Source organism: Variovorax sp. 10N432, assembly GCF_056394465.1.
The window spans coordinates 44,875-65,829 of sequence record NZ_JBFTHX010000033.1 but is presented as its reverse complement, the minus strand read 5'-3'; the positions used below and the strand labels follow the sequence as shown (position 1 = coordinate 65,829).

The 20,955-nt window shown below is 68.6% G+C and carries 24 protein-coding genes; 6 read left to right on the top strand and 18 right to left on the bottom strand.

Annotated features, from left to right (window positions below; genetic code table 11):
• The 11 genes from AC1DF3_RS28350 to flgB form a co-directional block, all read right to left on the bottom strand.
• Positions 1-1,115: methyl-accepting chemotaxis protein (locus AC1DF3_RS28350; RefSeq protein WP_478141575.1), on the bottom strand; the 1,115-nt coding region annotated here is incomplete at its 3' end.
• A gap of 37 nt (positions 1,116-1,152) precedes the next feature.
• On the bottom strand, positions 1,153-1,668 hold the full coding sequence (locus AC1DF3_RS28345) for a chemotaxis protein CheW (protein WP_286536614.1): 516 nt from the start codon (positions 1,666-1,668) through the stop codon (positions 1,153-1,155).
• Positions 1,669-1,717: 49 nt separating this feature from the next.
• Positions 1,718-2,686 (bottom strand): flagellar assembly peptidoglycan hydrolase FlgJ, encoded by a 969-nt coding sequence (gene flgJ / locus AC1DF3_RS28340; protein WP_478141574.1) that lies wholly within the window; start codon positions 2,684-2,686, stop codon positions 1,718-1,720.
• 7 nt (positions 2,687-2,693) lie between these two features.
• Positions 2,694-3,833 carry a flagellar basal body P-ring protein FlgI gene (locus AC1DF3_RS28335; protein ID WP_286536616.1) on the bottom strand — a complete coding sequence of 380 codons (1,140 nt, stop codon included), beginning with the start codon at positions 3,831-3,833 and terminating at the stop codon, positions 2,694-2,696.
• A 1-nt stretch (position 3,834) separates the two neighbouring features.
• Complete coding sequence (locus tag AC1DF3_RS28330) at positions 3,835-4,518, bottom strand: flagellar basal body L-ring protein FlgH (protein ID WP_286536617.1); 684 nt, start codon at positions 4,516-4,518, stop codon at positions 3,835-3,837.
• Positions 4,515-5,297, bottom strand: a complete 783-nt coding sequence (gene flgG, locus AC1DF3_RS28325; protein WP_286505120.1) for a flagellar basal-body rod protein FlgG — start codon at positions 5,295-5,297, stop codon at positions 4,515-4,517. Before flgG ends, AC1DF3_RS28330 begins: the two co-directional genes overlap by 4 nt.
• 28 nt (positions 5,298-5,325) lie before the next feature.
• Positions 5,326-6,069, bottom strand: a complete 744-nt coding sequence (locus tag AC1DF3_RS28320; RefSeq protein WP_478141573.1) for a flagellar basal body rod protein FlgF — start codon at positions 6,067-6,069, stop codon at positions 5,326-5,328.
• Between the two features lie 46 nt (positions 6,070-6,115).
• Positions 6,116-7,342 (bottom strand): flagellar hook protein FlgE, encoded by a 1,227-nt coding sequence (gene flgE / locus AC1DF3_RS28315; protein WP_478141572.1) that lies wholly within the window; start codon positions 7,340-7,342, stop codon positions 6,116-6,118.
• A gap of 49 nt (positions 7,343-7,391) precedes the next feature.
• On the bottom strand, positions 7,392-8,078 hold the full coding sequence (locus tag AC1DF3_RS28310) for a flagellar hook assembly protein FlgD (protein WP_478141571.1): 687 nt from the start codon (positions 8,076-8,078) through the stop codon (positions 7,392-7,394).
• A 20-nt stretch (positions 8,079-8,098) separates the two neighbouring features.
• Entirely contained in the window at positions 8,099-8,494 is a 396-nt protein-coding gene (gene flgC, locus AC1DF3_RS28305) for a flagellar basal body rod protein FlgC (protein ID WP_286536751.1), read from the bottom strand.
• A gap of 45 nt (positions 8,495-8,539) precedes the next feature.
• On the bottom strand, positions 8,540-8,947 hold the full coding sequence (gene flgB / locus AC1DF3_RS28300; RefSeq protein ID WP_286526945.1) for a flagellar basal body rod protein FlgB: 408 nt from the start codon (positions 8,945-8,947) through the stop codon (positions 8,540-8,542).
• Positions 8,948-9,159: 212 nt separating this feature from the next.
• Here flgB and flgA point away from each other — a divergent pair, with 212 nt between their 5' ends.
• The 3 genes from flgA to AC1DF3_RS28285 all read left to right on the top strand — a co-directional run bounded on the left by flgA (position 9,160) and on the right by AC1DF3_RS28285 (position 10,727).
• Positions 9,160-9,861 (top strand): flagellar basal body P-ring formation chaperone FlgA, encoded by a 702-nt coding sequence (gene flgA, locus AC1DF3_RS28295; protein WP_286536620.1) that lies wholly within the window; start codon positions 9,160-9,162, stop codon positions 9,859-9,861.
• Positions 9,862-9,984: 123 nt separating this feature from the next.
• Positions 9,985-10,278, top strand: a complete 294-nt coding sequence (flgM, locus tag AC1DF3_RS28290; RefSeq protein WP_286526943.1) for a flagellar biosynthesis anti-sigma factor FlgM — start codon at positions 9,985-9,987, stop codon at positions 10,276-10,278.
• On the top strand, positions 10,275-10,727 hold the full coding sequence (locus AC1DF3_RS28285; protein WP_286526942.1) for a flagella synthesis protein FlgN: 453 nt from the start codon (positions 10,275-10,277) through the stop codon (positions 10,725-10,727). Before flgM ends, AC1DF3_RS28285 begins: the two co-directional genes overlap by 4 nt.
• 31 nt (positions 10,728-10,758) lie before the next feature.
• Here AC1DF3_RS28285 and AC1DF3_RS28280 read toward each other — a convergent pair whose 3' ends face one another.
• The gene (locus tag AC1DF3_RS28280; protein ID WP_478141570.1) at positions 10,759-11,892 is read right to left on the bottom strand and encodes a zinc-binding dehydrogenase; all 1,134 of its coding nucleotides are present in this window, start codon (positions 11,890-11,892) and stop codon (positions 10,759-10,761) included.
• A 56-nt stretch (positions 11,893-11,948) separates the two neighbouring features.
• Positions 11,949-13,262, bottom strand: a complete 1,314-nt coding sequence (locus tag AC1DF3_RS28275) for a hemolysin family protein (RefSeq protein ID WP_286536622.1) — start codon at positions 13,260-13,262, stop codon at positions 11,949-11,951.
• Positions 13,263-13,285: 23 nt separating this feature from the next.
• Between AC1DF3_RS28275 and AC1DF3_RS28270 the strand changes: the two genes are divergently transcribed.
• On the top strand, positions 13,286-14,128 hold the full coding sequence (locus tag AC1DF3_RS28270) for a symmetrical bis(5'-nucleosyl)-tetraphosphatase (RefSeq protein ID WP_286536623.1): 843 nt from the start codon (positions 13,286-13,288) through the stop codon (positions 14,126-14,128).
• Between the two features lie 20 nt (positions 14,129-14,148).
• On the opposite strand, the gene AC1DF3_RS28265 is transcribed toward AC1DF3_RS28270, so the two are convergent.
• From AC1DF3_RS28265 to guaD, 5 genes are all read right to left on the bottom strand, one after another.
• Entirely contained in the window at positions 14,149-15,618 is a 1,470-nt protein-coding gene (locus tag AC1DF3_RS28265; RefSeq protein ID WP_286526938.1) for a DEAD/DEAH box helicase, read from the bottom strand.
• Positions 15,619-15,704: 86 nt separating this feature from the next.
• Entirely contained in the window at positions 15,705-16,580 is an 876-nt protein-coding gene (gene ypfJ, locus AC1DF3_RS28260) for a KPN_02809 family neutral zinc metallopeptidase (RefSeq protein WP_478141569.1), read from the bottom strand.
• A 50-nt stretch (positions 16,581-16,630) separates the two neighbouring features.
• On the bottom strand, positions 16,631-16,870 hold the full coding sequence (locus AC1DF3_RS28255) for a hypothetical protein (RefSeq protein ID WP_286536625.1): 240 nt from the start codon (positions 16,868-16,870) through the stop codon (positions 16,631-16,633).
• A gap of 213 nt (positions 16,871-17,083) precedes the next feature.
• Complete coding sequence (gene dcd / locus AC1DF3_RS28250) at positions 17,084-17,650, bottom strand: dCTP deaminase (RefSeq protein ID WP_286371529.1); 567 nt, start codon at positions 17,648-17,650, stop codon at positions 17,084-17,086.
• Between the two features lie 45 nt (positions 17,651-17,695).
• Positions 17,696-18,979, bottom strand: coding sequence for a guanine deaminase (guaD, locus tag AC1DF3_RS28245; RefSeq protein ID WP_286536626.1), 1,284 nt, complete (start codon positions 18,977-18,979; stop codon positions 17,696-17,698).
• A gap of 133 nt (positions 18,980-19,112) precedes the next feature.
• Between guaD and AC1DF3_RS28240 the strand changes: the two genes are divergently transcribed.
• Both AC1DF3_RS28240 and AC1DF3_RS28235 read left to right on the top strand, forming a co-directional pair.
• Positions 19,113-20,258, top strand: coding sequence for a glycosyltransferase family 4 protein (locus tag AC1DF3_RS28240; protein ID WP_286536627.1), 1,146 nt, complete (start codon positions 19,113-19,115; stop codon positions 20,256-20,258).
• A complete protein-coding gene (locus tag AC1DF3_RS28235; protein ID WP_286536628.1) occupies positions 20,255-20,917 on the top strand; it encodes an acyltransferase in 663 nt (220 codons plus the stop codon). The genes AC1DF3_RS28240 and AC1DF3_RS28235 overlap by 4 nt, the downstream gene beginning before the upstream one ends.
• Positions 20,918-20,955 lie beyond the last annotated feature (38 nt).

Genomic DNA, 20,955 nt, shown 5'->3' with positions numbered 1-20,955 from the left:
AGGATGTTGGTCTGGAACGCGATGCCGTCGATCACGCCGATGATGTCCACGATCTTCTTCGACGATGCGTTGATCGACGCCATCGTGTCCACCACCTGGCTCACGACCTCGCCGCCCTTCACCGCCACCTCGGAGGCCGAGGCCGCGAGTTGATTCGCCTGGCGTGCGTTGTCCGCGTTCTGCTTGACGGTGCTGGTGAGTTCTTCCATCGAAGCGGCCGTTTCCTCCAGCGAGCTGGCCTGCTGCTCGGTGCGCGAGGACAGATCCTGGTTGCCCACGGCGATCTGCCCCGAGGCGGTCACGATCGAATCGGTCGCGGTCTTGATGCGCCCGACCAGGTCGGTCAAGGTGTCTTCCATCTCGCCCATGCCGCGCAGCAGCCGGCCGAAGTCGCCGCCGCGATCGGTCTCGAACTCCTGGCTGAGGTCGCCCGAGGCCACGGTGTCGGCGATCAGCAGCGCCTCGTCGATCGGCTGAACGATGCTGCGCGTCAGCAGCCAGGCCAGGATCGATCCGAGCGCCAGCGCGATCGCCGCCAGCACCAACAGGTTGACGCGCCCCGAGCGGTAGAGTGCATCGATCGCATCGGCCGACTTGTCGATCTGTGCCTGTTCATGCGCCAGGATGGCGCGGATGCTGGCGTCGTAGCTGTCGAGCGTCGGCACCAGCTTGTCCCTGGCGATGCGCATCGCCTCGTCGTGCTGGCCCCCGGCCTTGAGCTTGAGAAGCATGCTGCGCAGCTCGATGTAGTCGGCGCGCTTCTTCTTGATGTCGGCGACCAGCGCGATTTCTTCCGGCGAGTCCAGCATTTCCTCGAGTTGCTTCTGGGTCTCGGAGATCGTGACGCTGATCTTGCTCATGCCCTTCTGCAGGTAGTCCTGCACCTGCGGGTCATCGGTGTTCAACAGCGCATAGGTCCGCACGCTGTTGGTGCTGGTGCCAAGCAGCCAGCCCGCCGCCAGGCGCTCCTTGGCGAGCGAACGCTTCGCCATCTCGTGGGTCGCATCGCCGACCGCCTGCAGCCGCAGCACGCCGATGCCGGCGATGGCGGCCACCAGGGCCAGGATCACGGCGAACCCGCCACCCAAACGGGTGCCGATCTTCCAGTCTTTCATTGCGTCTCCGATTGCCAAGTTGTTCCAGGTGACTGCGTCAGGCCGCCAACTTCTCGATCAGCCCCATGTCGTCGCTGGACATCAGGCGGTCGATGTCGACCAGGATCAGCATTCGTTCTTCGAGCGTGCCCAGCCCGATCAGGTAGTCGGTGTCCAGCACCGAGCCCATCGCCGGCGCCGGCTTGATCTGCTCCGGCGTCAAGGTGATCACATCCGACACGCTGTCGACCACCATCCCGACCACCCGGCCGCCGATGTTCAGCACGATCACCACCGTGAACTGGTCGTAGCTCGGCGTGCCGAGCGCGAACTTGATCCGCATGTCGATGATCGGAACGATGATCCCGCGCAGGTTCACCACGCCCTTGATGTAGTCCGGCGCGTTTGCGATCCGCGTCACCGCGTCGTAGCCGCGCAGCTCCTGCACCTTCTGGATGTCGATGCCGTATTCCTCCGCGCCCAGCGTGAAGGTGACGACCTCCAGGCGGTTCGCGGTCGCATTCGCGGCGGCAGTGCCGGCCGCATGGGATGGAGGGCTCGAGATCTCTGCCATGGGGTTCCTTGGAGTCGGATGGGAAGGTTGTTCGGATGGATATCGGCAGTCAGCCGAATTTCTGCATGATGCGAACCAGTTTTTGTCCGTATTGCGGATCGGTGGCGTAGCCCGCGCGCTGCAGGCCGTGCGCGGCTTCGGTCGGGTCGTCGGTCGCCAGCACGTTGGCGTAGCGCGGGTTGCGCGTCATGAAGCGTGCGTAGTCGGTGAAGGCCTCTTCATAGGAGCCGTAGGCCCTGAACTTGGCGCGGATGCGCTGCGGCTCGCCGTCCACGTACTCGGTGGTGGTGGTCTCGACCACCGGCCCCTGCCAGCCGCGGTCGGCCTTGATGCCGAACAGGTTGAAGCTCTGGGTGCCGTCGTCGGCGCGGATCTCGCGCTTGCCCCAGCCCGATTCGAGTGCCGCCTGGGCCAGGATCAGCGGCGCCGGCACGCCGCTGGCGGCGCTCGCGGCCTGCGCCGAGGCACCCATGCGGTTGACGAAACTGTCGACATGGCCCTGCAGGTTGGCCACGGCGCCCGCCGTGCCGCCCGATCGGTCGTTGTTGACCTTGTAGGCGCTCAGGTCGACGCGGCTGGAAGGCGCCGAGCCGAGCGGGATGCCCGCCTGCGGCGACAGCGGAAGGCCGCCGCGCGGCGCCAGCGACATGCCTGCCGGGTTCGGCTCGCGTTCGTCGGTGCCGGCAGCCGCCGAGCGCTGCAACTGCGCCAGCATGGCCTCGGCCAGCCCCAGGCCCCGGCCGGAGAGGTTCTGCGCCAGCTGCTGGTCCAGCATCGAGGTGTAGATCTTCTCGTTCTGGCCGTCGAGCAGGCCGCTGGAAGGCGTCGCCTCCCGCATGCTCTTCAGCACCATGTTCATGAACATGGCCTCGAACTGCCGCGAGACCTGCTTGAGGCCTTCTTCGGGCGAGGCGCGCACGGTGCGCCGCAGGGCGTCGACGCCCTGGACGTCGAGTGCGAAGCGCTGGTCGAGCGCACCGGCGCGATCGACCCCTGTGTTGGCTGCGGAAATCGCCATGCCGGCCTCAGATGATCTCGAGCTCGGCGCGCAGGGCGCCGGCCGTCTTCATGGCCTGGAGGATGGACACCAGGTCCGTCGGGTTGGCGCCCAGCGTGTTGAGGCCCTTGACCACGTCGGCCAGCGAGGCGCCGCCGCGGATCATCTGGAGCGCGCCGCCCGGCTGGTTGATCGAGATCTCGGAAGTCGCAGAGGTCACGGTCCGGCCGTTCGCGAACGGACCGGGCTGGCTCACCAGCGGGTCGGTGTTGATGACCACCGACAGGCTGCCGTGCGCCACCGCGCAGTCGTTCACGCGGACCGCCTGGTTCATCACCACCGAACCGGTGCGGGCATTGATGACCACCTTGGCCACCGCCTGTGTCGGCGTGATCTCCAGGCCTTCGAGCCGGGCCAGGAAGCCGACCCGCTCCTGCGCCGATTCGGGCGCCCGCACGCGGATCACGCGGCCGTCGACCGCCTCCGCCAGGCCGCCGCCGAACTGCCGGTTGATCGCCTCGACCGCCCGCTGGGCGGTGCCGAAATCGGAGCGCATGAGTTCGAGCGTGACGGCGCCCTCGCCTCCGACCGCGGCCTCGACCGCGCGCTCGACCGTGCCGCCGGCCGGGATGCGGCCCGAACTCAACTGGTTGATCTGGACCTTGCTGCCGTTGGCCGATGCACCTGCGCCGCCGACCACCATGTTGCCCTGCGCGATGGCATACACCGCGCCGTCGGAGCCCTTGAGCGGCGTCATCAGCAGGGTGCCGCCGCGCAGGCTCTTGGCATTGCCCATCGAGGACACCGTCACGTCGATGGTCTGGCCGGGCCGCGCGAAGGCGGGCAGCTGCGCCGTCACCATCACCGCCGCCACGTTCTTGAGCTGCATGATGCCCACTTGCGGCACCGTGATGCCGAGCTGCTGCAGCATGTTGTTCAGGCTCTGCGTCGTGAACGGCGTCTGCATCGTCTGGTCGCCGGTGCCGTCGAGGCCCACCATCAGGCCATAGCCGATCAGCGGGTTGTCGCGCACGCCCTGGATGCTGGCGAGCTCCTTGAGCCGCTCGGCATGCGCAGGCACGGCCAGCAGGAACGCGCAAGCCGCGGCGAACGCTGCAAGAGGCTTGGCGAAGCGCGTCGAAGCGCGCGAAGAGGGGGTGTTTTTCATGCTAGAACGGCATCACGTTCAGGAAGATTCGCTGCATCCAGCCCATCTGCTGGGCCTCGTCGATGTAGCCCTTGGCCGTGTACTCGATGCGCGCATCGGCCACCTGGGTCGAGAGCACGGTGTTGTTGCCGGTCACCGTGCGCGGGTTCACCACGCCCGAGAAGCGAATGAACTCGGTGCCCTGGTTGATGCCCATCTGCTTCTCGCCGCTGACCAGCAGGTTGCCGTTGCCGAGCACGTCCACCACCGTGACCGTGATCACGCCGCTGAAGGTGTTGGCGGCGTTGGCGCCGCCCTTGGCGGTGAGCGCGTTCTTGCCCGAGAGCTTGGCGTCCTGGTCGTTGAGAAGGCCGCCGAGGAACTTCGGAATGGTCGCGAAGGCGGCCGAGGCGCTGCCGTCGCGGCTCGCGTTGGCGCCGGAGTTCTTGCTGGCGTTGACCTTCTCGCTGATGACGATGGTCAGGATGTCGCCGACGTTGCGCGGGCGGCGGTCCTCGAACAGCGCGACGCCGCGCGCGCTGTCCTGCCAGATCGCGCCGGTGGGCACGCGCGGCTGCACCGGGATCATCGCATCGGCGCGCGCCGTCATCGGCTGGTGCACCAGCGGCTCGCGCGGCACCAGCGCACAGCCCGTGGTCAGCGCGATGCCGAGCCCCGCCAGAAGAAGACGCGTGAACGCGATCACAGCTGGGCCAGCCTTTGCAGCATCTGGTCGGAGCTCTGGATCGCCTTGCTGTTGATCTCGTAGGCGCGCTGCGTCGCGATCATGTTTACCAGCTCCTCGACCACGTTGACGTTCGAGGCCTCGGTGTAGCCCTGGCTCAGGATGCCGGCGCCGTCGAGGCCCGGGTTCAGCAGGTTCGGCGCGCCGGACGAGTCGGTCTCGGTGTAGAGGTTCTCGCCCTTGCTCTCGAGGCCGGCCGGATTCAGGAAGGTGGCCAGTTGCAGCTGGCCGACCTGCACCGTGGCCGTGCTGCCGGCCTGGGTCACCGAGACGATGCCGTCGCGGCCGACCGTCATGCTGGTGGCGTTCTGCGGGATCGTGATCGGCGGCTGGATCGTGAAGCCGCTGGCGGTCACCAGCTGGCCGTCGCGGTCGGTCTGGAACGAACCGTCGCGGGTATAGGAGGTGGTGCCGTCGGGCATCAGCACCTGGAAGAAGCCCGAGCCGTTGATCGCGACATCCTTCGGGTTGTCGGTCTTGGTCATGTTGCCCTGGGCATGGATGCGTTCGGTCGCGACCACGTGCACGCCGGTGCCGACCTGCAGGCCCGAAGGCAGGCGGGTCTGGTCGGAGGTCTGGCCGCCGACCTGGCGCAGGTTCTGGTACATCAGGTCCTCGAACACGGCGCGGCTGCGCTTGAAGCCGGTGGTACCGACGTTGGCCAGGTTGTTGGACACGACGTCGAGCTGCGTCTGCTGGGCTTCGAGGCCGGTCTTGGCCACGTAGAGGGAACGAATCATTAAATTACTCCTGCGAAGGGTTTGCGGCTCAGCCGTAGGCCAGCAGCTTGTTGGCCGACTGGGCGTTGGTGTCGGCGGTCTGGATCGACTTCATCTGCATCTCGAAGCTGCGGCCGTTGGCGATCATGGCCACCATGGCCTCGACCGGATTGACGTTGCTCCCCTCGACCATGCCGGCGGCGACCACCACGTTGGTATCGGCCTCGGGCGGGCGCACGCCGTCGCGCATGCGGAACAGGCCGTCGTCTCCGCGCACCAGGTCGCGGCTGTCCGGATTGACCAGCTTCAGCTTGCCGACGTTGGCCACGCCGACGTTGGCGTCGCCMGCGCCACGGGCGGCGATGGTGCCGTCGGAGGCGATCGTCACGATCGAGCCGGGCGGGATCACCAGTGCGCCGCCGTCGCCGACCACCGGCCGCGCGCCCATCGTCGTCACCTGGCCATCGGGACCGACCTGCAGGTTGCCGACGCGGGTGTAGGCCTCGCCGCCGCCGGGCGCCTGGACCACCAGCCAGCCCTCGCCGCGCACCGCGACGTCGAGGTCGCGGCCGGTCTCGGTCAGGGGCCCGTGCGAGAAGTCGGCGCCGGGCGTCGTCGCGGTGACGAAAGCCCGCGTCGGCGCCTCCTCGCCCACCACCGGCACCGCGCGGAAGGTGTTGATCTGCGCCCGGAAACCCGGGGTCGAGACGTTCGCCATGTTGTTGGCGACCGAGGCCTGCTGCTCCATGGCCTGCTTGGCGCCGCTCATCGCGACATACAACATTCGATCCACTGTGTGCTCCTGGTGTTGAGAGGCTGCGTCTGCTCGGAACCCCGCGTCAGCGGATGTTCATCAGCGTCTGCATGACCTGGTCCTGCGTCTTCACGGTCTGTGCGTTGGCCTGGTAGTTGCGCTGCGCGACGATCAGGTTGACCAGCTCGGCGGTCAGGTCGACGTTGGAGGACTCCAGCGCACCCGCGGCCAGCGAGCCCTGCTTGGTGCCTTCGCCCGGCGTGCTGGTGAGGGCCGCGCCCGAGGCCTGGGTCTCGGCGTACATGTTGTCGCCCTTGGGCTCGAGGCCGTTCGGGTTCGCGAAGGAGGAAAGCACCACCTGGCCCAGCAGCTTGGACTGCTCGTTGGAGAACTTGCCGGTGATCGTGCCGTCCGGATTGACCGAGAAGGACGTCAGCACGCCGGAGGTGTAGCCGTCCTGGCTCAGCTTGCTCATGCCGTTGGCGGTGCCGAACTGCGTGGTGCCCGAGAGGTCTAGCTTGATGTTGACCGGCGACGATCCGTTCGGGAAGGTCATGGCCGGCAGGGTGATCGCGCCGCTCGCAGGCGCGGTGAGGTTGCCGTTGGTGTCGAAGGTCATGCCGGGCGCGGCGCCGGAGATCGGGGCGCCGGCGTTGAGCGGCACGCCGTCGGCCGTGGCGTAGACGTCCCACGCGTTGGCGGCGGTCTTCACGAAGTAGACCGACAGGTCGTGCGCGTTGCCGAGCGAGTCGTAGACCGGGCCGGCGGCGTTGGAGTAGTTGAAGGTGGCCGAATCGGTCGGGTTGAACGGCGTCTTGGTCGGCACCGTGCTGCGGGCGTCGAGGTTGAACTCGGCGTCGACGCCGGTGGTCGCGTTCGGCGTCATGGCCTGGGTCGGGATCTGGATCGCCGCCGGCGTGCCGCCGTTGATGCCGCCGCTGGCATTGACGCCGTAGCCGGTCAGGCGCAGCCCGTTGGCGTTGACGATGTAGCCGTCCTTGTCCTTGGTGAACTGGCCGTTGCGGGTGTACATGATCTCGCCGCTGGTGCTGGCCATGCGGAAGAAGCCGTCGCCGCTCAGGATCGCGACGTCCAGCGGACGGCTGCTGCTCTGGGTCACGCCCTGCGTGAAGTTCTGCACCACGCCCGACACCGAGGCGCCGAGCCCGATCCGCGAACCGGCATAGATGTCCTGAAAAGTCGCGGCCGCGGACTTGAAGCCGATGGTGCCGGAGTTGGCGATGTTGTTGCCGATCACATCGAGGTTCGCGGCGGCCACGCCGAGCCCGCTGACGCCCTGGGAAAAGCTCATGATGAATCCTTGTTTCGAAGCAATGAAGAAAAGAGAAGCACGCTGCGCCTCAGAGGAACATGCGCACGTCGGACAGCGCGATGCTCTGGCCCGACGCCAGTTCGAGCGTGACGCCGGTCGCACCCTGCTTGACCGCCGCGACCTGCGCGAAGGTCAGTGCCGTGGCTTCCACGGCCGTGCCGCCGTTGCTGGCGGCCACGGTGAACTTGTAGCTGCCCGCGGGCACCACGTTTCCGGCGTCGTCCTTGCCGTCCCAGGTGACGGCGTTGACGCCTTCGGTCATGCCGCCGGCCTCGATCGTGCGCACGGTCTTGCCCGAGGCGTCGACGATCTTGATCTCGACATCGGCGGCCGTTCCCGGCAGCTGGACCGCGAACGCCTGGACGGCCGGGTCCTTGCCCTCTTCCGCCACCTTGGTCGCGAGCGTGTTGCCCGGCGACAGCACGTTGTAGCCAATCAGCGAGGCCGCCTGCAGCACCTGGTTGGAGCCGGTCTGGCTCACCAGGCCCGACAGCGTGCTGTTGAGCTTCTCGATGCCGCTCACCGTGCTCATCTGCGCCAGCTGCGAGGTCAGCTCGGCGTTCTCCATCGGATTGAGCGGGTCCTGGTTGTTGAGCTGCGTCACCAGCAGCTTCAGGAAGCGCTGCTCGCTGTCGGAGTTGGAGACGCTGGCGGTGCTGGCCGCTGCGCTGGCCGCGTTGGCGCCGGAGATCGAGGAGGTGTCGGTGATGGCCATGGAATCTTTCTGCTGTGTTGTTACTGGCCGATGGTCAGTGTCTTGACCATCAGCGTCTTGGCGGTGTTGAGGACCTCGACATTGGCCTGGTAGCTGCGCGAAGCCGAGATCATGTTGGTCATCTCCTCGACCACGTTGACGTTCGGCATCGCGACATAGCCGTCGGCGTTGGCATGCGGGTTCTTGGGGTCGAAGAGCATCTTGGCGGGCGAGGTGTCCTCGATCACGCCGGCGACCTTGACGCCGCCGATGTCCTGCCCGCCCGAGCCCGCGACCTCGAACACCACCTGCTTGGCGCGGTAAGGCTGGCCGTCGGGGCCGGCCACGCTCTCGGCGTTGGCGAGGTTGCTGGCGGTCACGTTCATGCGCTGCGATTGCGCGGCCATGGCGGAACCCGCCACGTTGAAGATGTTCATGGAAGCGCTGGGAAGCGGCATTTCGTTCTTTCTTCTGGCTGCCGCTTACTGCTGCACAGCCGACAGCAGCGACTTGATCTTGGCGTTGATCACCGTCAGGTTCGACTCGTAGCGCAGCGCGTTGTCGGCGAAGTTGATGCGCTCGGCATCCATCTCGACCGTGTTGCCGTCGATGCTCGACTGGCTGGGCACGCGGTAGAGCAGGTCCTGGTCGGGCATCGATTTCGACTCGCCGGCCAGGTGGCGCGACGAGGTCGTGGCGAGCGCGAAGGACTGCGACTGCCGGCCCTGCTCCACCGCCTGCGTCAGCCGGCTGGCGAAGTCGAAGTCACGCGCCTTGTAGTTCGGCGTGTCGGCGTGGGCGATATTGGCCGCCAGCACTTCCTGGCGCTGGGCCCGGAGATTGAGGGCTTCGCGGTTGAAGGCGAGCGCCGCATCGAGCTTGTCGATCATGGGGTTCCATCGGTTGACGTCGCGTCCGCACAAGACGGCATGGCGACAGATGGAAAGCGAGTCTATGCATGCATCGCGTTCGCAATGGGCTGAACAAAGGGGGTTTTCGCCAGCACTTCGCGACTTCGCGACGTGGGCTCGATTCCTAGAATCTCCTGGCGCCGGTGTCCGTCCCCCTTCTGTCTTCCACCCGCGCTTGCCGAGGCTTCCCCATGCAACACCGCTTCTGCAGCACCCGCTTGCTGCGCATCGCAATCCCCGCCCTGGTGGCCATGGCGGGCGCCAACGGCGCCGCGGCGCAGCAGCTGCCGGAAGCGGCCCGGGCCGCGATCGAAGGCCTGCTGCAGAGGCAGTCCAACGGACTGCCCGGCAAGCCCAGCTTCAGCACCAAGGCCACCGCCGCACTGCCGCCCTGCGACGACTACGAGGCTTTCCTGCCCAATGGAGCGACGCCCCGGGGCCGGATCTCCATCGGCCTGCGCTGCCGCGGTGACAAGCCCTGGACCCGCTTCGTGCCGGTCCAGGTGGCCATCGAGGGCCGCTACTACGTCGCGGCGCGCGCGATCGAGGCCGGCCAGACCCTGGGCGAGGCCGACGTCACCGAGCGCAGCGGCGACCTCGGCGACCTGCCGCGCTCGGTGGTCACGGAGGCTTCGGCGCTGCAGGGCGTGGTGGCCACCAACCGGATCGCCGCCGGCGCGCCGCTGCGCAAGGAGTCGATGCGCGGCGTGGTCGCGATCCAGCAGGGCCAGACCGTGCAACTGGTGGCCCAGGGCCCCGGATTCACGATCAGCACCGAGGGCAAGGCCCTGACCCGGGCCGAGGTCGGCGCCACCGTCCAGGCCAAGACCCGCGACGGCCGCCTGCTGACCGGCGTTGCGACCGAGGACGGCCAGATCCGGCTCGCCCAATAGGGCCACCGGGCTGCCGCCCCCCATGGTTTTCCAGCTAGGGCGCCGCCCGCAATTTGTGCAAACTCCGACCTAAAGTTCTGGCTGCGTCCGCCGATATACGGGTCAGCCCTTTGAGGAACCATCTTGAAAATCGATCCATCCGGCCTCCCGGCCACGCCCCAGAGCCGCCCGACCAAGGCGCAAGCCGCCGCCGCGAGCGGCGTCGATGGCGCTGCGGCGCCCGCCACGGACGGTGCCCAGCCCATGGGCCAGGTCCGCACCCTGCCCGGCACGCCCGGCGGCGACTTCGACGCCGCCCGGGTCGCGGCGATCCGCGAGGACATCCGCGCCGGCCGCTATCAAATCCACCCCGACCGCATCGCCGACGGCCTGCTGGCCAGCGTGCGCGACCTGCTCGATCCGGAAGCCAAGCCATGAACACGATGCTGCTCTACCTGCATGCCGAGAAGACCTGCGTCGAGGAATTCCTCGCCGTGCTGGACCAGGAAGAACAAGCCATGGCCAACGCCCGCTTCAGCGAGCTGACGGCGATCACCGACGAGAAGATCGCCCTGCTGGACCGGATGGCCACGCTGGACCGCCAGCGCGAAACCGCGCAGGTCGCACTGGGCTTCGAACCCGGCCCCGCCGGCGCCGAAGCCGCAGCGGCGGCCGCCGGCGAAGCCACGCGCCAGGCCTGGACCGCCCTGCTGGCACTGGCCGAGGACGCCAAGGCGCGCAACATGCGCAATGGCTCGATGGTCCACACGCACCTCGACTTCACCCAGCGCGCGCTGCATTTCCTGCAATCGAGCGTGCAGTTGTTCTACGGCCCCGATGGGGTGCGCAAGACCGCCGGCGGCGGCAACCGCCTCGCCCTCGGCTGAAGCCTTCTCGGCGCCCTCCGCGGGCGCCGATTCACTTGTTGGGGTTGAGCAGGGCCTTCTCGCCGGTCGCGTGGCGCGAATAGACGGCGATCTGCGCCAGGTCCAGCGCCTCGACCAGCGAGAGTTCCGCCGTGTAGTGGCTGGCGAAGGTGGTCTTGAGCTCGGCCGCCACCCGCGCCTTGAGCTTCGCGGCGCCCTCGGGCCCGATCTTCTGCAGGAACGGGAACAGCAGCCAGCCCCCCATGCCCCAGGTCATGCCGAAACCGCGCGTGAACTCGGTCGGGCCACGGTCGAGGCCGCCGTAGATGTAGACCTGCTTGTGGGTGCTGGAGCCGTAGCGGCTGTATTCGGTGGCGGTCTTGTTCAGTGCCGCTTCCATGCAGGTCAGGATTTGCCCGGCCAGCTTGCCGCCGCCGATGGCGTCGAAGGCCAGGGTGGCGCCGGTGGCGACCAGCGCATCGGTCAGGTCCTGCATGAAGGTCGGCGAAGTGGCGTTGCAGACGTACTTCGCGCCGAGGCCGCGCAGGATGTCTTCCTGCTCCTTCTTGCGCACGATGTTGACGAGCGGGATGCCGTCCTGCAGGCAGATCCTGTTCAGCATCTGCCCCAGGTTGGACGCGGCGGCGGTGTGGACCAGGGCCTTGTGGCCCTCCCGCCGCATGGTCTCGACCATGCCGAGCGCGGTCAGCGGGTTGACGAAGGCGGACGCGCCCTCGGCCGGCGTCTGGCCTTCGGCCAGCGGCATGCACTGGGCGGCGGCGATCGTGCGGTACTGCGTGTACATCGCGCCGCCGAGGGCCGCCACGGTCTTGCCCAGCAGCGCCTGGGCCTCGGGCGAGGCACCCGCGGCGACGACCACGCCGGCGCCTTCGTTGCCGACCTGCATCGACTGGTCCAGGCGACCGGCCATGCTTTTCAGCGCGGCTTCGGGGATGTCGGCGGTGACGACCGGCCGGGACGCCGTGCCCGACGCCTTGGCGGTGCGCAGGTCGGCGGCCCCGAACAGCAGGCCGAGGTCCGACGGGTTCATCGGCGCGGCCTCGACCCGGACGATCACTTCGTGGGCGGCCGGCTGGGCGATCGCCTCCTCGGCCAGCGACAGGGTGAGTTGGCCGTCGCGGCTGACGAGCGAGCGGATCTGCAGGGTGGTGGCGGGCAGTGTCATGGGGGTCTCCGGGCTGGGCGGCCAGTATAGGAGCCGCGGCCGGCCGGCGCCCAGGTTCAGGGCGCCAGGTCGGCGGCGCCGGCGTCCGGATAGGCCAGCACGCGATCGATCCGCTTGCCCTCGAGCGCCGCCACCTCGAAGCACCAGCCGGCGCAGTCGATGCGCTCGCCCACCTCGGGCAGCTGGCCCGAGACGAACATCAGCAGCCCGGCGACCGTGTTGTAGCGCCCGCGATCCTCCTCGGGCAGCTCGCGGATGCCCAGGCGGGCGCGCAGCTCCGACACCGGCATCAGGCCGTCGAGTTCCCAGACACCGTCGGGCCGCTCGCGGGCCCAGGCTTCGTCATGGGTGGCGACCTGCAGTTCGCCGGTGATCGCCTCCAGCAGGTCGCGCGGCGTCATCAACCCCTGCACCACGCCGTATTCGTCGACCACGAACACCAGCCGGCCGGCGTGCGAGCGGAACTGTTCGAGCAGTTCCATGCCGGTCAGCGTCTCGGGCACGAACACGGCGGGCTGGGCCGCCTGCTCGATCGATCCCTCGTGGTCCGGGCCGAGCCGCAGCAGGTGGGCCACGCTGATCACGCCGACCACGTCGTCGAGCGAGTTGCGGCACACCGGATACCAGGAATGGACCAGGTTCAGCGCCCCGGCGGCCGACACCTCCTGCAGGCTCCGGGCGACGCTCCAGGAGGCATCCAGCCATTCGATGTCGGCCCGCGGGATCATCAGCGAGGCCAGCCGCCGGTCGTCGAGGTGGAACACGTTGCGCACCATCTGGTGCTCGTGCATCTCGATCACGCCGGCGTCGACGCCCTCCTCGAGGCTGGCGGAGATCTCTTCCTCGGTGACCACCCGGGCGGCGTTCGAGTCGATGCGAAGCAGCTTCAGCGTGGCGGCGGTGGCGCCCGACAGCAACAGCACGAAGGGCTTGGCGCCGGTGGCCAGTCCGCGCATCGGCCGGGCCACGAAGCGCGCCACCGGCTCGGGGTAGAGCTGGCCGATGCGCTTGGGCACCAGTTCGCCGAAGATGATCGTGAAAAAGGTGATGCAGGTCACGACCACCGCGGTCGACGCGACGCTGGCCGTGCCGGCGCCCAGGCCCCAGGCCTGCATCTGCCCCGACAGCGGCTCCGCGAAGGCCGCCTCGCCCACGATGCCGCTCAGCATGCCGATCGAGGTGATGCCGATCTGCACGCTGGACAGGAACTGCGTCGGATCCTCCATCAGCTTGAGCGCCGCAGCGGCGCCCGCATCGCCGGTCTCGGCCAGTGCCGCGAGGCGGGCGCGGCGGCTGGTGGACAGGGCCATTTCGGACATTGCGAACAACGCGTTGAGCGTGGTCAGCAAGGCCAGGAGAAAAACATCCATGAAGGCGGGTGAGAATGGGGATCATGGCACTTTACTTGATCGGTGACGTGCAGGGCTGCGACGATCCCCTGCGGCGCCTGCTGGACGACATCGCCTTCTCCCCCAGCCGCGACACGCTGGTCATGCTCGGTGACCTGGTCAATCGCGGACCGGCATCGCTCGCGGTGCTGCGGCGGGTGCAGGGCTACGGCGCTGCCGCGCAAAGCCTGCTGGGCAACCACGACCTGCACCTGCTGGGGGTGGCCCACGGTGCGCGCAAGGCGGGCCGCAAGGACACGCTGCGGGAGGTGCTCGATGCGCCCGATCGCAGCGCGCTGCTCGACTGGCTGCGCCACCAGCCGATGGCGCTGCACCGGCGCCTCGGCGGCGGCGACCTGCTGATGGTGCATGCCGGCGTGCTGCCGCAATGGAGCGTCGCCGACACGCTGGCGGCGGCGGGCGAGCTCGAATCGGTGCTGCGCGGGCCGTCGCTGGCCGATTTCCTGCAGACCATGTACGGCAATGCGCCGGCCCAATGGAACGACGCCCTCTCGGGCAGCGCCCGGCTGCGGGTGATCGTCAACGCGCTGACGCGGCTGCGCTTCTGCAGCGCCGAAGGCGTGATGGAGTTCGACAGCAAGGACGGCGCGGCGGCGCCGCCGGCGGGCTTCATGCCCTGGTTCGACGTGCCCGGCCGCGCCACTGCGGTCGCGACCGTGGCTTTCGGCCACTGGTCGACCTTGGGCTGGAAGTCACGGCCCGACCTGCTGTCGACCGACACCGGCTGCGTCTGGGGCGGCTGCCTCAGCGCGGTGCGCATCGGGCCGACCCTGCAAGACCGCGAATTGATCCAGGTCGATTGCCCGCAGGCCCAGAAACCCGGCTGAGCCGCCGGGCATCCGCAGGATCAGCTGGGTTCGGCGGCCTTGAATAGTGCCGGCACCTTGCGCTTGGTCTTGATGTTGGCCGAGATGCCGCGCGACGGCGCGGCCTTGGCGGCGGCCTCCCAGGCCGGCGCGCCCTCGCGCTCGACCGGTGCCTCGTAGGGCTGCTCGAAGAAAGGATCGCGCGGCGCCGACGGCGCGCGGTGCGGTCGGGTGCTGCGCACCGGGCGGCCTTCGGCGCGCTCGCGCGGCCGGTCGAGGGTGTCGAGCACGTCGCGGGCATCGCCCGCCTCGCCCTCTTCGCGCCAATGGCGGCGGCCGTCGTTGATGCGGCCGCGCGGGCGGTCTTCTTCGAATTCGACCGGCTCGAGCTCGATCTTCTTCTTGATCAGCTTCTCGATGTCGGCCACCAGGCGGACGTCGTTGCCGCCGCTGGCGAAGCTCACGGCCAGGCCCGAGGCACCGGCGCGGCCGGTGCGACCGATGCGGTGCACGTAGTCCTCGGCGTTGAACGGGATGTCGAAGTTGAACACCGCCGGCACGTCCTTGATGTCCAGGCCGCGGGCGGCGACGTCGGTCGCCACCAGCAGGTCGACCTCGCCGGCCTTGAAGGCGGCCAGCGCCTTCAGGCGCTCGTCCTGGCTCTTGTCGCCGTGCAGCGCGGTGGTCTTGAGGCCTTCGCGCTCGAGCGAACGGGCCAGCCGGGCGCAGCCCAGCTTGCTGTTGACGAAGACGAAGGCCTGCGTGAGGCCACGCTGGCGGATGATCTGCTTGAGCGCGCGACGCTTGTCGTCGTCGCTGACGCTGTAGAAGCGCTGCTCGACGGTGGAGGCGGTCTCGTTGGGCCGCGCCACCTCGATCGTGACCGGATTCTGCAGGTAGCTGCCGGCCAGCCGCTTGATCTCGGGCGAGAAGGTGGCCGAGAACAGCAGCGTGGTGCGCTGCTTGGGCAGGTACGACAGGATCCGCTGCAGGTCGGGCAGGAAGCCGATGTCGAGCATCCGGTCGGCTTCGTCGAGCACCACGTACTCGACCTGGTTCAGCACCGCGTTCTTGGCCTCGATGTGGTCCAGCAGCCGGCCCGGCGTGGCGACCAGCACCTCGACGCCCTTCTTGAGCTCGAGCGTCTGGGGCTTCATGTCGATGCCGCCGAAAACCACCGCGCTGCGCAGGTTGGTGTACTTGGCATAGAGCGCGACCTGCTGCGCCACCTGGTCGGCCAGTTCGCGCGTGGGCAGCAGCACCAGCGCCCGCACCGGATGGCGCGCCGGCGAGGTCGAGCTGTTCTCGTGCTTGAGCATCCGCTGCAGCAACGGGAGCGAAAAGGCCGCCGTCTTGCCGGTGCCGGTCTGCGCCGCGCCCATCACGTCCTGACCCGACAGAACCACCGGAATGGCCTGTTCCTGGATCGGCGTCATGGTCTCGTAGCCCATTTCGGCGACGGCACGCGCGAGGGGTTCGGCCAGGGAAAGATTGGAGAAGGAGCTTGTCATTAAGCCTTCTATTGTCGCACTTTGGCGAAAAACGGCAGTGACAGCGCGGTGACCGGCCGTTTCAGGCCCCCAGAGAGGGCCAACAACTAGAGCGATTTGGCCGCGAAAGTGTCGCAATCCTGCATGTTCCCCGACTTGAAACCGGCGCCGAACCAGCGCTGCCGCTGGGCGCTGGTGCCGTGGGTGAAGCTGTCGGGCACGATGGCGCGGCCGGCCGAGCGCTGCAGGGCGTCGTCGCCGATCTTCTGGGCCGCGTTCATGGCCGCCTCGATGTCGCCCGGGTCTAGCCACTGCTTGGACTGCTGCGAATGGTGGGCCCAGACGCCCGCCAGGCAGTCGGCCTGGAGCTCGACCCGCACGCTCAGGGCGTTGGCCTGCGCCGGGCTGACCCGGCCGCGCATCTGGTCGACCTTGGCCGTGATGCCGAGCTCGTCCTGTACGTGGTGGCCGATCTCGTGCGCGATCACGTAGGCCTGCGCGAAAACGCCAGGCGCGCCGAGCTGGTTCTTGAGGGTGTCGAAGAAGCCCAGGTCGATGTAGACCTTCTGGTCGCCGGGGCAGTAGAAGGGCCCCATCGCCGACTGGCCGGTGCCGCAGGCGGTAGGCGTGGCGCCGCGGAACAGCACCAGCCGCGAGGGCGTGTAGCTGCCGCCGTTCTGGCGGAAGATGTCGCTCCAGACGACCTCGGTGTTCTTGAGCACGGTCGAGACGAAGGCGGCCTCGCGGTCATCGGGCGGCGGCTTGTGGGCCGGACCCTGCTGCTGCACCTGGGGCGCCGGCTCGCCGCCGCTCAGCAGGCCCAGCACGGTCAGGGGGTTGATGCCGAAGATCCAGCCGGCGATCAGCGCCACCGCCACCGTGCCGATGCCGATGCTGCGGCCGCCGATGGGAAACCCGCCGCCGCCGCCCCCGTCGCGTCGATCCTCGACGTTGTCCGATTGTTCGTTGCCTTCCCACCGCATGACTCGCTCCTCTGCCGTCTCCGGGACGGCCGTCGCAGGATGTTACGCGCTCAGCGAGCCGCCGCGTAACCGACCTTCATCACCTCGCGGGATGGTTTCTGCCGGGTGGGCGCGGCCGGCGCGACCGCGGCCGCCGCGGCTGAGGCAGCGTAGTGGGCTTCCGCCTTTCGCACCTGCGACTGCGTGACCACGGCCATGGCGACCACCTGGACCAGCGCGACCGCGGCCAGGGTCGCGATCAGCAGCAGGCGGTAGGGATGGGTCTCGCGAAGGCGCTGGAAAATCGGCATGTTCTCGTTCCTCGTGGCCCCGCGGACGCCGCGTGGGATGGAAGCAGAGAATGCCGGGGCGGGGCCTGCGGCACAGGCGCCGCAGCGCCCGAGACGCTGTAGGACCGCGCCGGAAGCAGACTATTCAGTGGAAGACTATTCAGTGGAAGACTATTCAGTGGAGGACAGAGCAAAAAACTGCTGCGCAGTTTTCTTGGTCTGTCCCGCCAGGTCTCAGGCTTTCGGCAGCGTCACGCCGCGCTGGCCCTGGTACTTGCCGCCGCGGTCCTTGTAGCTGACTTCGCAGACCTCGTCGCTCTCGAAGAACAGCACCTGGGCGCAGCCTTCGCCGGCGTAGATCTTGGCCGGCAGGGGGGTGGTGTTGCTGAACTCCAGCGTCACGTAGCCTTCCCATTCGGGCTCGAAGGGCGTGACGTTGACGATGATCCCGCAGCGCGCGTAGGTGCTCTTGCCCAGGCAGATGGTCAGCACGTTGCGCGGAATTCGGAAGTATTCGACCGTGCGCGCCAGCGCGAAGCTGTTGGGCGGAATGATGCAGCTGTCGCCGTGGAAGTCGACGAAGCTCTTCTCGTCGAAGTTCTTCGGGTCGACCACGGTGCTGTGGATGTTGGTGAAGACCTTGAACTCGGGCGCGCAGCGGATGTCGTAGCCATAGCTCGAGGTGCCGTAGCTGATGATCTTGTGGCCGTCCTGCTCGCGGATCTGGCCCGGCTCGAAGGGCTCGATCATGCCGTTCTTCTCGGCCATGCGCCGGATCCACTTGTCGCTCTTGATGCTCATGTCGGGGTCCTTCCTGGGGCCGCTATTCTAGGCAGCCCGGACGCGCTACCCGGCTTGCGAGATGACGGTGCGCTCGATCAGGCGGTCGTCGCCAAGCACGATCAGGGAAAACAGCAACTCTTCGAGATTGTTCGCCAGCGCCGTCTTGCGCGCCAGCAAGGGGGTGGCCTTGGGGTCGATCACCAGGAAGTCAGCCTCGCACCCGGGCTGCAGGTTGCCGATGACACCATCGAGACCGAGCGCCCGTGCCGCGCCGCCCGTATGGCGCCACCACAGCTGCGACGGCGCGATGCTCACGCCGGGCTTGGTCTGTCCCTCGCGGCCCACGTAGTAGGCCGCCAGCATGGTCGCGAAGGGGCTGAAGCTGGTGCCGCCGCCTACATCGCTCGCCAGGCCGTAGCGATAGCCGATGCGGTCGGCGCCCTCGAAGTCGAAGAAACCGCTGCCGAGGAACAGGTTGCTGGTCGGGCTGACGGCCGAGGCGGTGCCGGTGTCGCGCATCAGGCGGCGGTCGTCGTCGTCGAAATGGATGCAGTGGGCGTACACGGCGCGTTCGCGCATCAGGCCGAAGCCGGCGTAGACGTCCAGGTAGGAGCGGGCCTGCGGGAACAGTTCGCGCGCCCACTTGACCTCGTCCTTGTTCTCGGCCACGTGCGAATGGACCCAGGTGTCGGGGTACTTCGCCGCCAGTTCGCCGGCGCCGCGCAGCTGCGCATCGGTGCTGGTGGGGGCGAAGCGCGGCGTGATGGCGTAGCCCAGGCGGCCCTGGTTGTGCCAGCGGCGGATCAGCGCCTCGGTGTCGACCAGGCTCTGCTCGGTCCGGTCACGCACGCCATCGGGCGAATGGCGGTCCTGCAGCACCTTGCCGGTGATCATGCGCAGCTGCCGCCGCTCGGCGGCCTCGAAGAAGGCCTGCACCGACTGCGGGTGCGAGGTCGCGAAGGTCAGGGAGGTGGTGACGCCGTTGCGCAGCAGTTCGTCGAAGAAGACCTCGGCCACCTCGGCCGAGTGGGCCGGGTCGGCGAAGCGGCTTTCAGCCGGGAAGGTGTAGTTCTCCAGCCAGGGCAGCAGGCCGTCGGCCGGCGCCCCGATGATGTCGGTCTGCGGAAAGTGGATGTGCATGTCGACGAAGCCCGGCGCCAGGATGCGTCCCGGCCAGTGGGTGACCGCGACGCCAGGGTGGCGCGCCGCCACCTCGGCATGGGCGCCGGCGTCCTGCACCCGCTGCCGGCCCTGGGCATCGGGGCCGACCACCAGCAGGCCGTCGGTGTCGAACAGCGGTCGGCCGGCGGCGTCGAATCGCAGGAGGGAGGCTCGGTAGGCGTGCATGGCTGCGAGGGTAAGGCAGACGCGGCGGTACGCAATGTGCATGCGCATATGAAGGCTATATGTCACGAACGGCGCGCCGGCCCGCCGGGCGCCGGCCCGGCCGCCATGCACGGTCGAACATAATCCGGCACCCATGAAAGTGCTTCTCGTCGCAAACTACGAACCCGATGGCCAGAACAGCATGCTCGCCTTCCGGCGCGTGCTGGAACGCGAGTTGCCCCGGCTGGGCTGCGAGGTGCGGGTGGCAGCCCCGTCGCAGCGGGTGCTGCGCTTCGCGCCCTCCGAGCGCTGGCGCAAGTGGTTCGCCTACGTCGACAAGTTCGTGCTGTTCATCCCCTCGCTGGTGCGGCAGGCGCGCTGGGCCGACGTGGTGCACGTCACCGATCATTCGAACGGCATGTACGTCCCCTGGGTCGAGAGCCGGCCCACTGTCATCGCCTGCCACGACGTGATCGCGATCCAGGCGGCGCGCGGCATGGTCGCGGGCTGGGACGTGGGCCGCAGCGGCCGGCTGTTCCAGCGCCTGATCGCGCGCGGGCTGGCGCGCGCCGACGTGATCGCCTGCGCCTCGGACCTGACCCGGCGCGACCTGCTGTCCCTCGACGTGGCGCAGCCGTCGAAGGTGGCGCTGGCGCGGCACGGCCTGAACGACGAATTCGCGCCGCTGCCGCCGGCCGAGGCACAGGCCCTGCTGGCGGGGCTGGGCCTGCGGCCGCAGGAGCCCTACCTGCTCCACGTCGGCCTCGACCTGCCGCGGAAGAACCGCCGGCGGGTGCTGGAGACCTTCATCGCACTGCACGAGCGGGCCGCCGCCGCCTCCCGGCCGGCCCTGGTGCAGCGGCTGGTGTTCGTCGGCCCGGAGCTCGGTCCCGAACTGGCGCAGTTGGCGCAACGGCACGGCGTCGCCGACCGGATCACCACGCTGCAGGGTCTGTCGCACGCCGAGATTCGCGCCGCCTATGCGGGCGCCACCGCCCTGCTCTTCCCCTCGTTGCAGGAAGGCTTCGGCTGGCCCGTGATCGAGGCGCAGGCCTGCGGCTGCCCGGTGTTCACGTCCGACCTTGCGCCGATGAACGAAATCGGCGGCGAGGGCGCGGTGTACGTCGACCCCGACGACCCGGTGGCCATGGCCGAGGCCATCGAGCAGGCGACGCCGCGCCTCGCCGAGTTGCGCCAGAAGGGGCTCGCCAACGCCGCCCTCTACACGCCGGGCCAGATGGCCGCCGCCAATGTGGCGGTCTACCGGATGGCGATCGAGAAGCACGAGGCGAAGCGATGAAGCGGCTGGCGGCGCTGGCGGTTGTCTTCCTGCCCTGGTCGCTCAAGCGCTGGTTGCTGCGCCGCTTCTGGGGCTACCAAATCGCGGATGGTGCGCGGATCGGGCTGTCCTATGTCTTTCCGGGCCACCTGGTGATGGCGCAAGGTGCCCGCATCGGCCACCTGAACGTCGCGATCCACCTGGAGCGGATGGAATGCGGCGCCCATTCGATCATCGAGCGCTCCAACTGGATCACCGGCCATCGGCACGGTGGCGGGCACTTCGGCCACCGTGCCGGACGCGACTCGGCGCTGGTGCTCGGCGCGCACGCCGCGATCACCAAGCAGCACATCATCGACTGCACCGACAAGGTCGAGATCGGCGCCTTCACGACCCTCGCCGGCTACCACTCGCAGATCATCACCCACGGCATCGACGTGGTGGACGGCCGCCAGGACTGCAAGCCGATCCGGATCGGCGCCTACTGCCTGGTCGGCACGCGCGTGATCGTGCTCGGCGGCGCCGCGTTGCCCGATCGCTCGGTACTGGCCGCGGGCTCGGTGCTCAACAAGGCCCACGGCGAGGAATTCGCGGTCTATGCGGGCCAGCCCGCGGTGCGGGTCAAGGGCATCGCCCCCGAGGCCGCGTACTTTCACCGGCCCCGGGGCTTCGTGGACTGAAGGCGCGGAGGCGCTTGGCCGGCCGCGAAACGGGCGCT

What these genes read in the sequence shown, in the direction of transcription:
- AC1DF3_RS28345 (WP_286536614.1), bottom strand. Translation starts at nt 1,668, where the DNA reads ATGGCAGAGATCTCGAGCCCTCCATCCCATGCGGCCGGCACTGCCGCC.
- flgJ (WP_478141574.1), bottom strand. Translation starts at nt 2,686, where the DNA reads ATGGCGATTTCCGCAGCCAACACAGGGGTCGATCGCGCCGGTGCGCTC.
- AC1DF3_RS28335 (WP_286536616.1), bottom strand. Translation starts at nt 3,833, where the DNA reads ATGAAAAACACCCCCTCTTCGCGCGCTTCGACGCGCTTCGCCAAGCCT.
- flgG (WP_286505120.1), bottom strand. Translation starts at nt 5,297, where the DNA reads ATGATTCGTTCCCTCTACGTGGCCAAGACCGGCCTCGAAGCCCAGCAG.
- flgE (WP_478141572.1), bottom strand. Translation starts at nt 7,342, where the DNA reads ATGAGCTTTTCCCAGGGCGTCAGCGGGCTCGGCGTGGCCGCCGCGAAC.
- AC1DF3_RS28310 (WP_478141571.1), bottom strand. Translation starts at nt 8,078, where the DNA reads ATGGCCATCACCGACACCTCCTCGATCTCCGGCGCCAACGCGGCCAGC.
- flgC (WP_286536751.1), bottom strand. Translation starts at nt 8,494, where the DNA reads ATGAACATCTTCAACGTGGCGGGTTCCGCCATGGCCGCGCAATCGCAG.
- flgB (WP_286526945.1), bottom strand. Translation starts at nt 8,947, where the DNA reads ATGATCGACAAGCTCGATGCGGCGCTCGCCTTCAACCGCGAAGCCCTC.
- flgA (WP_286536620.1), top strand. Translation starts at nt 9,160, where the DNA reads ATGCAACACCGCTTCTGCAGCACCCGCTTGCTGCGCATCGCAATCCCC.
- AC1DF3_RS28285 (WP_286526942.1), top strand. Translation starts at nt 10,275, where the DNA reads ATGAACACGATGCTGCTCTACCTGCATGCCGAGAAGACCTGCGTCGAG.
- AC1DF3_RS28280 (WP_478141570.1), bottom strand. Translation starts at nt 11,892, where the DNA reads ATGACACTGCCCGCCACCACCCTGCAGATCCGCTCGCTCGTCAGCCGC.
- AC1DF3_RS28275 (WP_286536622.1), bottom strand. Translation starts at nt 13,262, where the DNA reads ATGGATGTTTTTCTCCTGGCCTTGCTGACCACGCTCAACGCGTTGTTC.
- AC1DF3_RS28270 (WP_286536623.1), top strand. Translation starts at nt 13,286, where the DNA reads ATGGCACTTTACTTGATCGGTGACGTGCAGGGCTGCGACGATCCCCTG.
- AC1DF3_RS28265 (WP_286526938.1), bottom strand. Translation starts at nt 15,618, where the DNA reads ATGACAAGCTCCTTCTCCAATCTTTCCCTGGCCGAACCCCTCGCGCGT.
- ypfJ (WP_478141569.1), bottom strand. Translation starts at nt 16,580, where the DNA reads ATGCGGTGGGAAGGCAACGAACAATCGGACAACGTCGAGGATCGACGC.
- AC1DF3_RS28255 (WP_286536625.1), bottom strand. Translation starts at nt 16,870, where the DNA reads ATGCCGATTTTCCAGCGCCTTCGCGAGACCCATCCCTACCGCCTGCTG.
- dcd (WP_286371529.1), bottom strand. Translation starts at nt 17,650, where the DNA reads ATGAGCATCAAGAGCGACAAGTGGATCCGGCGCATGGCCGAGAAGAAC.
- guaD (WP_286536626.1), bottom strand. Translation starts at nt 18,979, where the DNA reads ATGCACGCCTACCGAGCCTCCCTCCTGCGATTCGACGCCGCCGGCCGA.
- AC1DF3_RS28240 (WP_286536627.1), top strand. Translation starts at nt 19,113, where the DNA reads ATGAAAGTGCTTCTCGTCGCAAACTACGAACCCGATGGCCAGAACAGC.
- AC1DF3_RS28235 (WP_286536628.1), top strand. Translation starts at nt 20,255, where the DNA reads ATGAAGCGGCTGGCGGCGCTGGCGGTTGTCTTCCTGCCCTGGTCGCTC.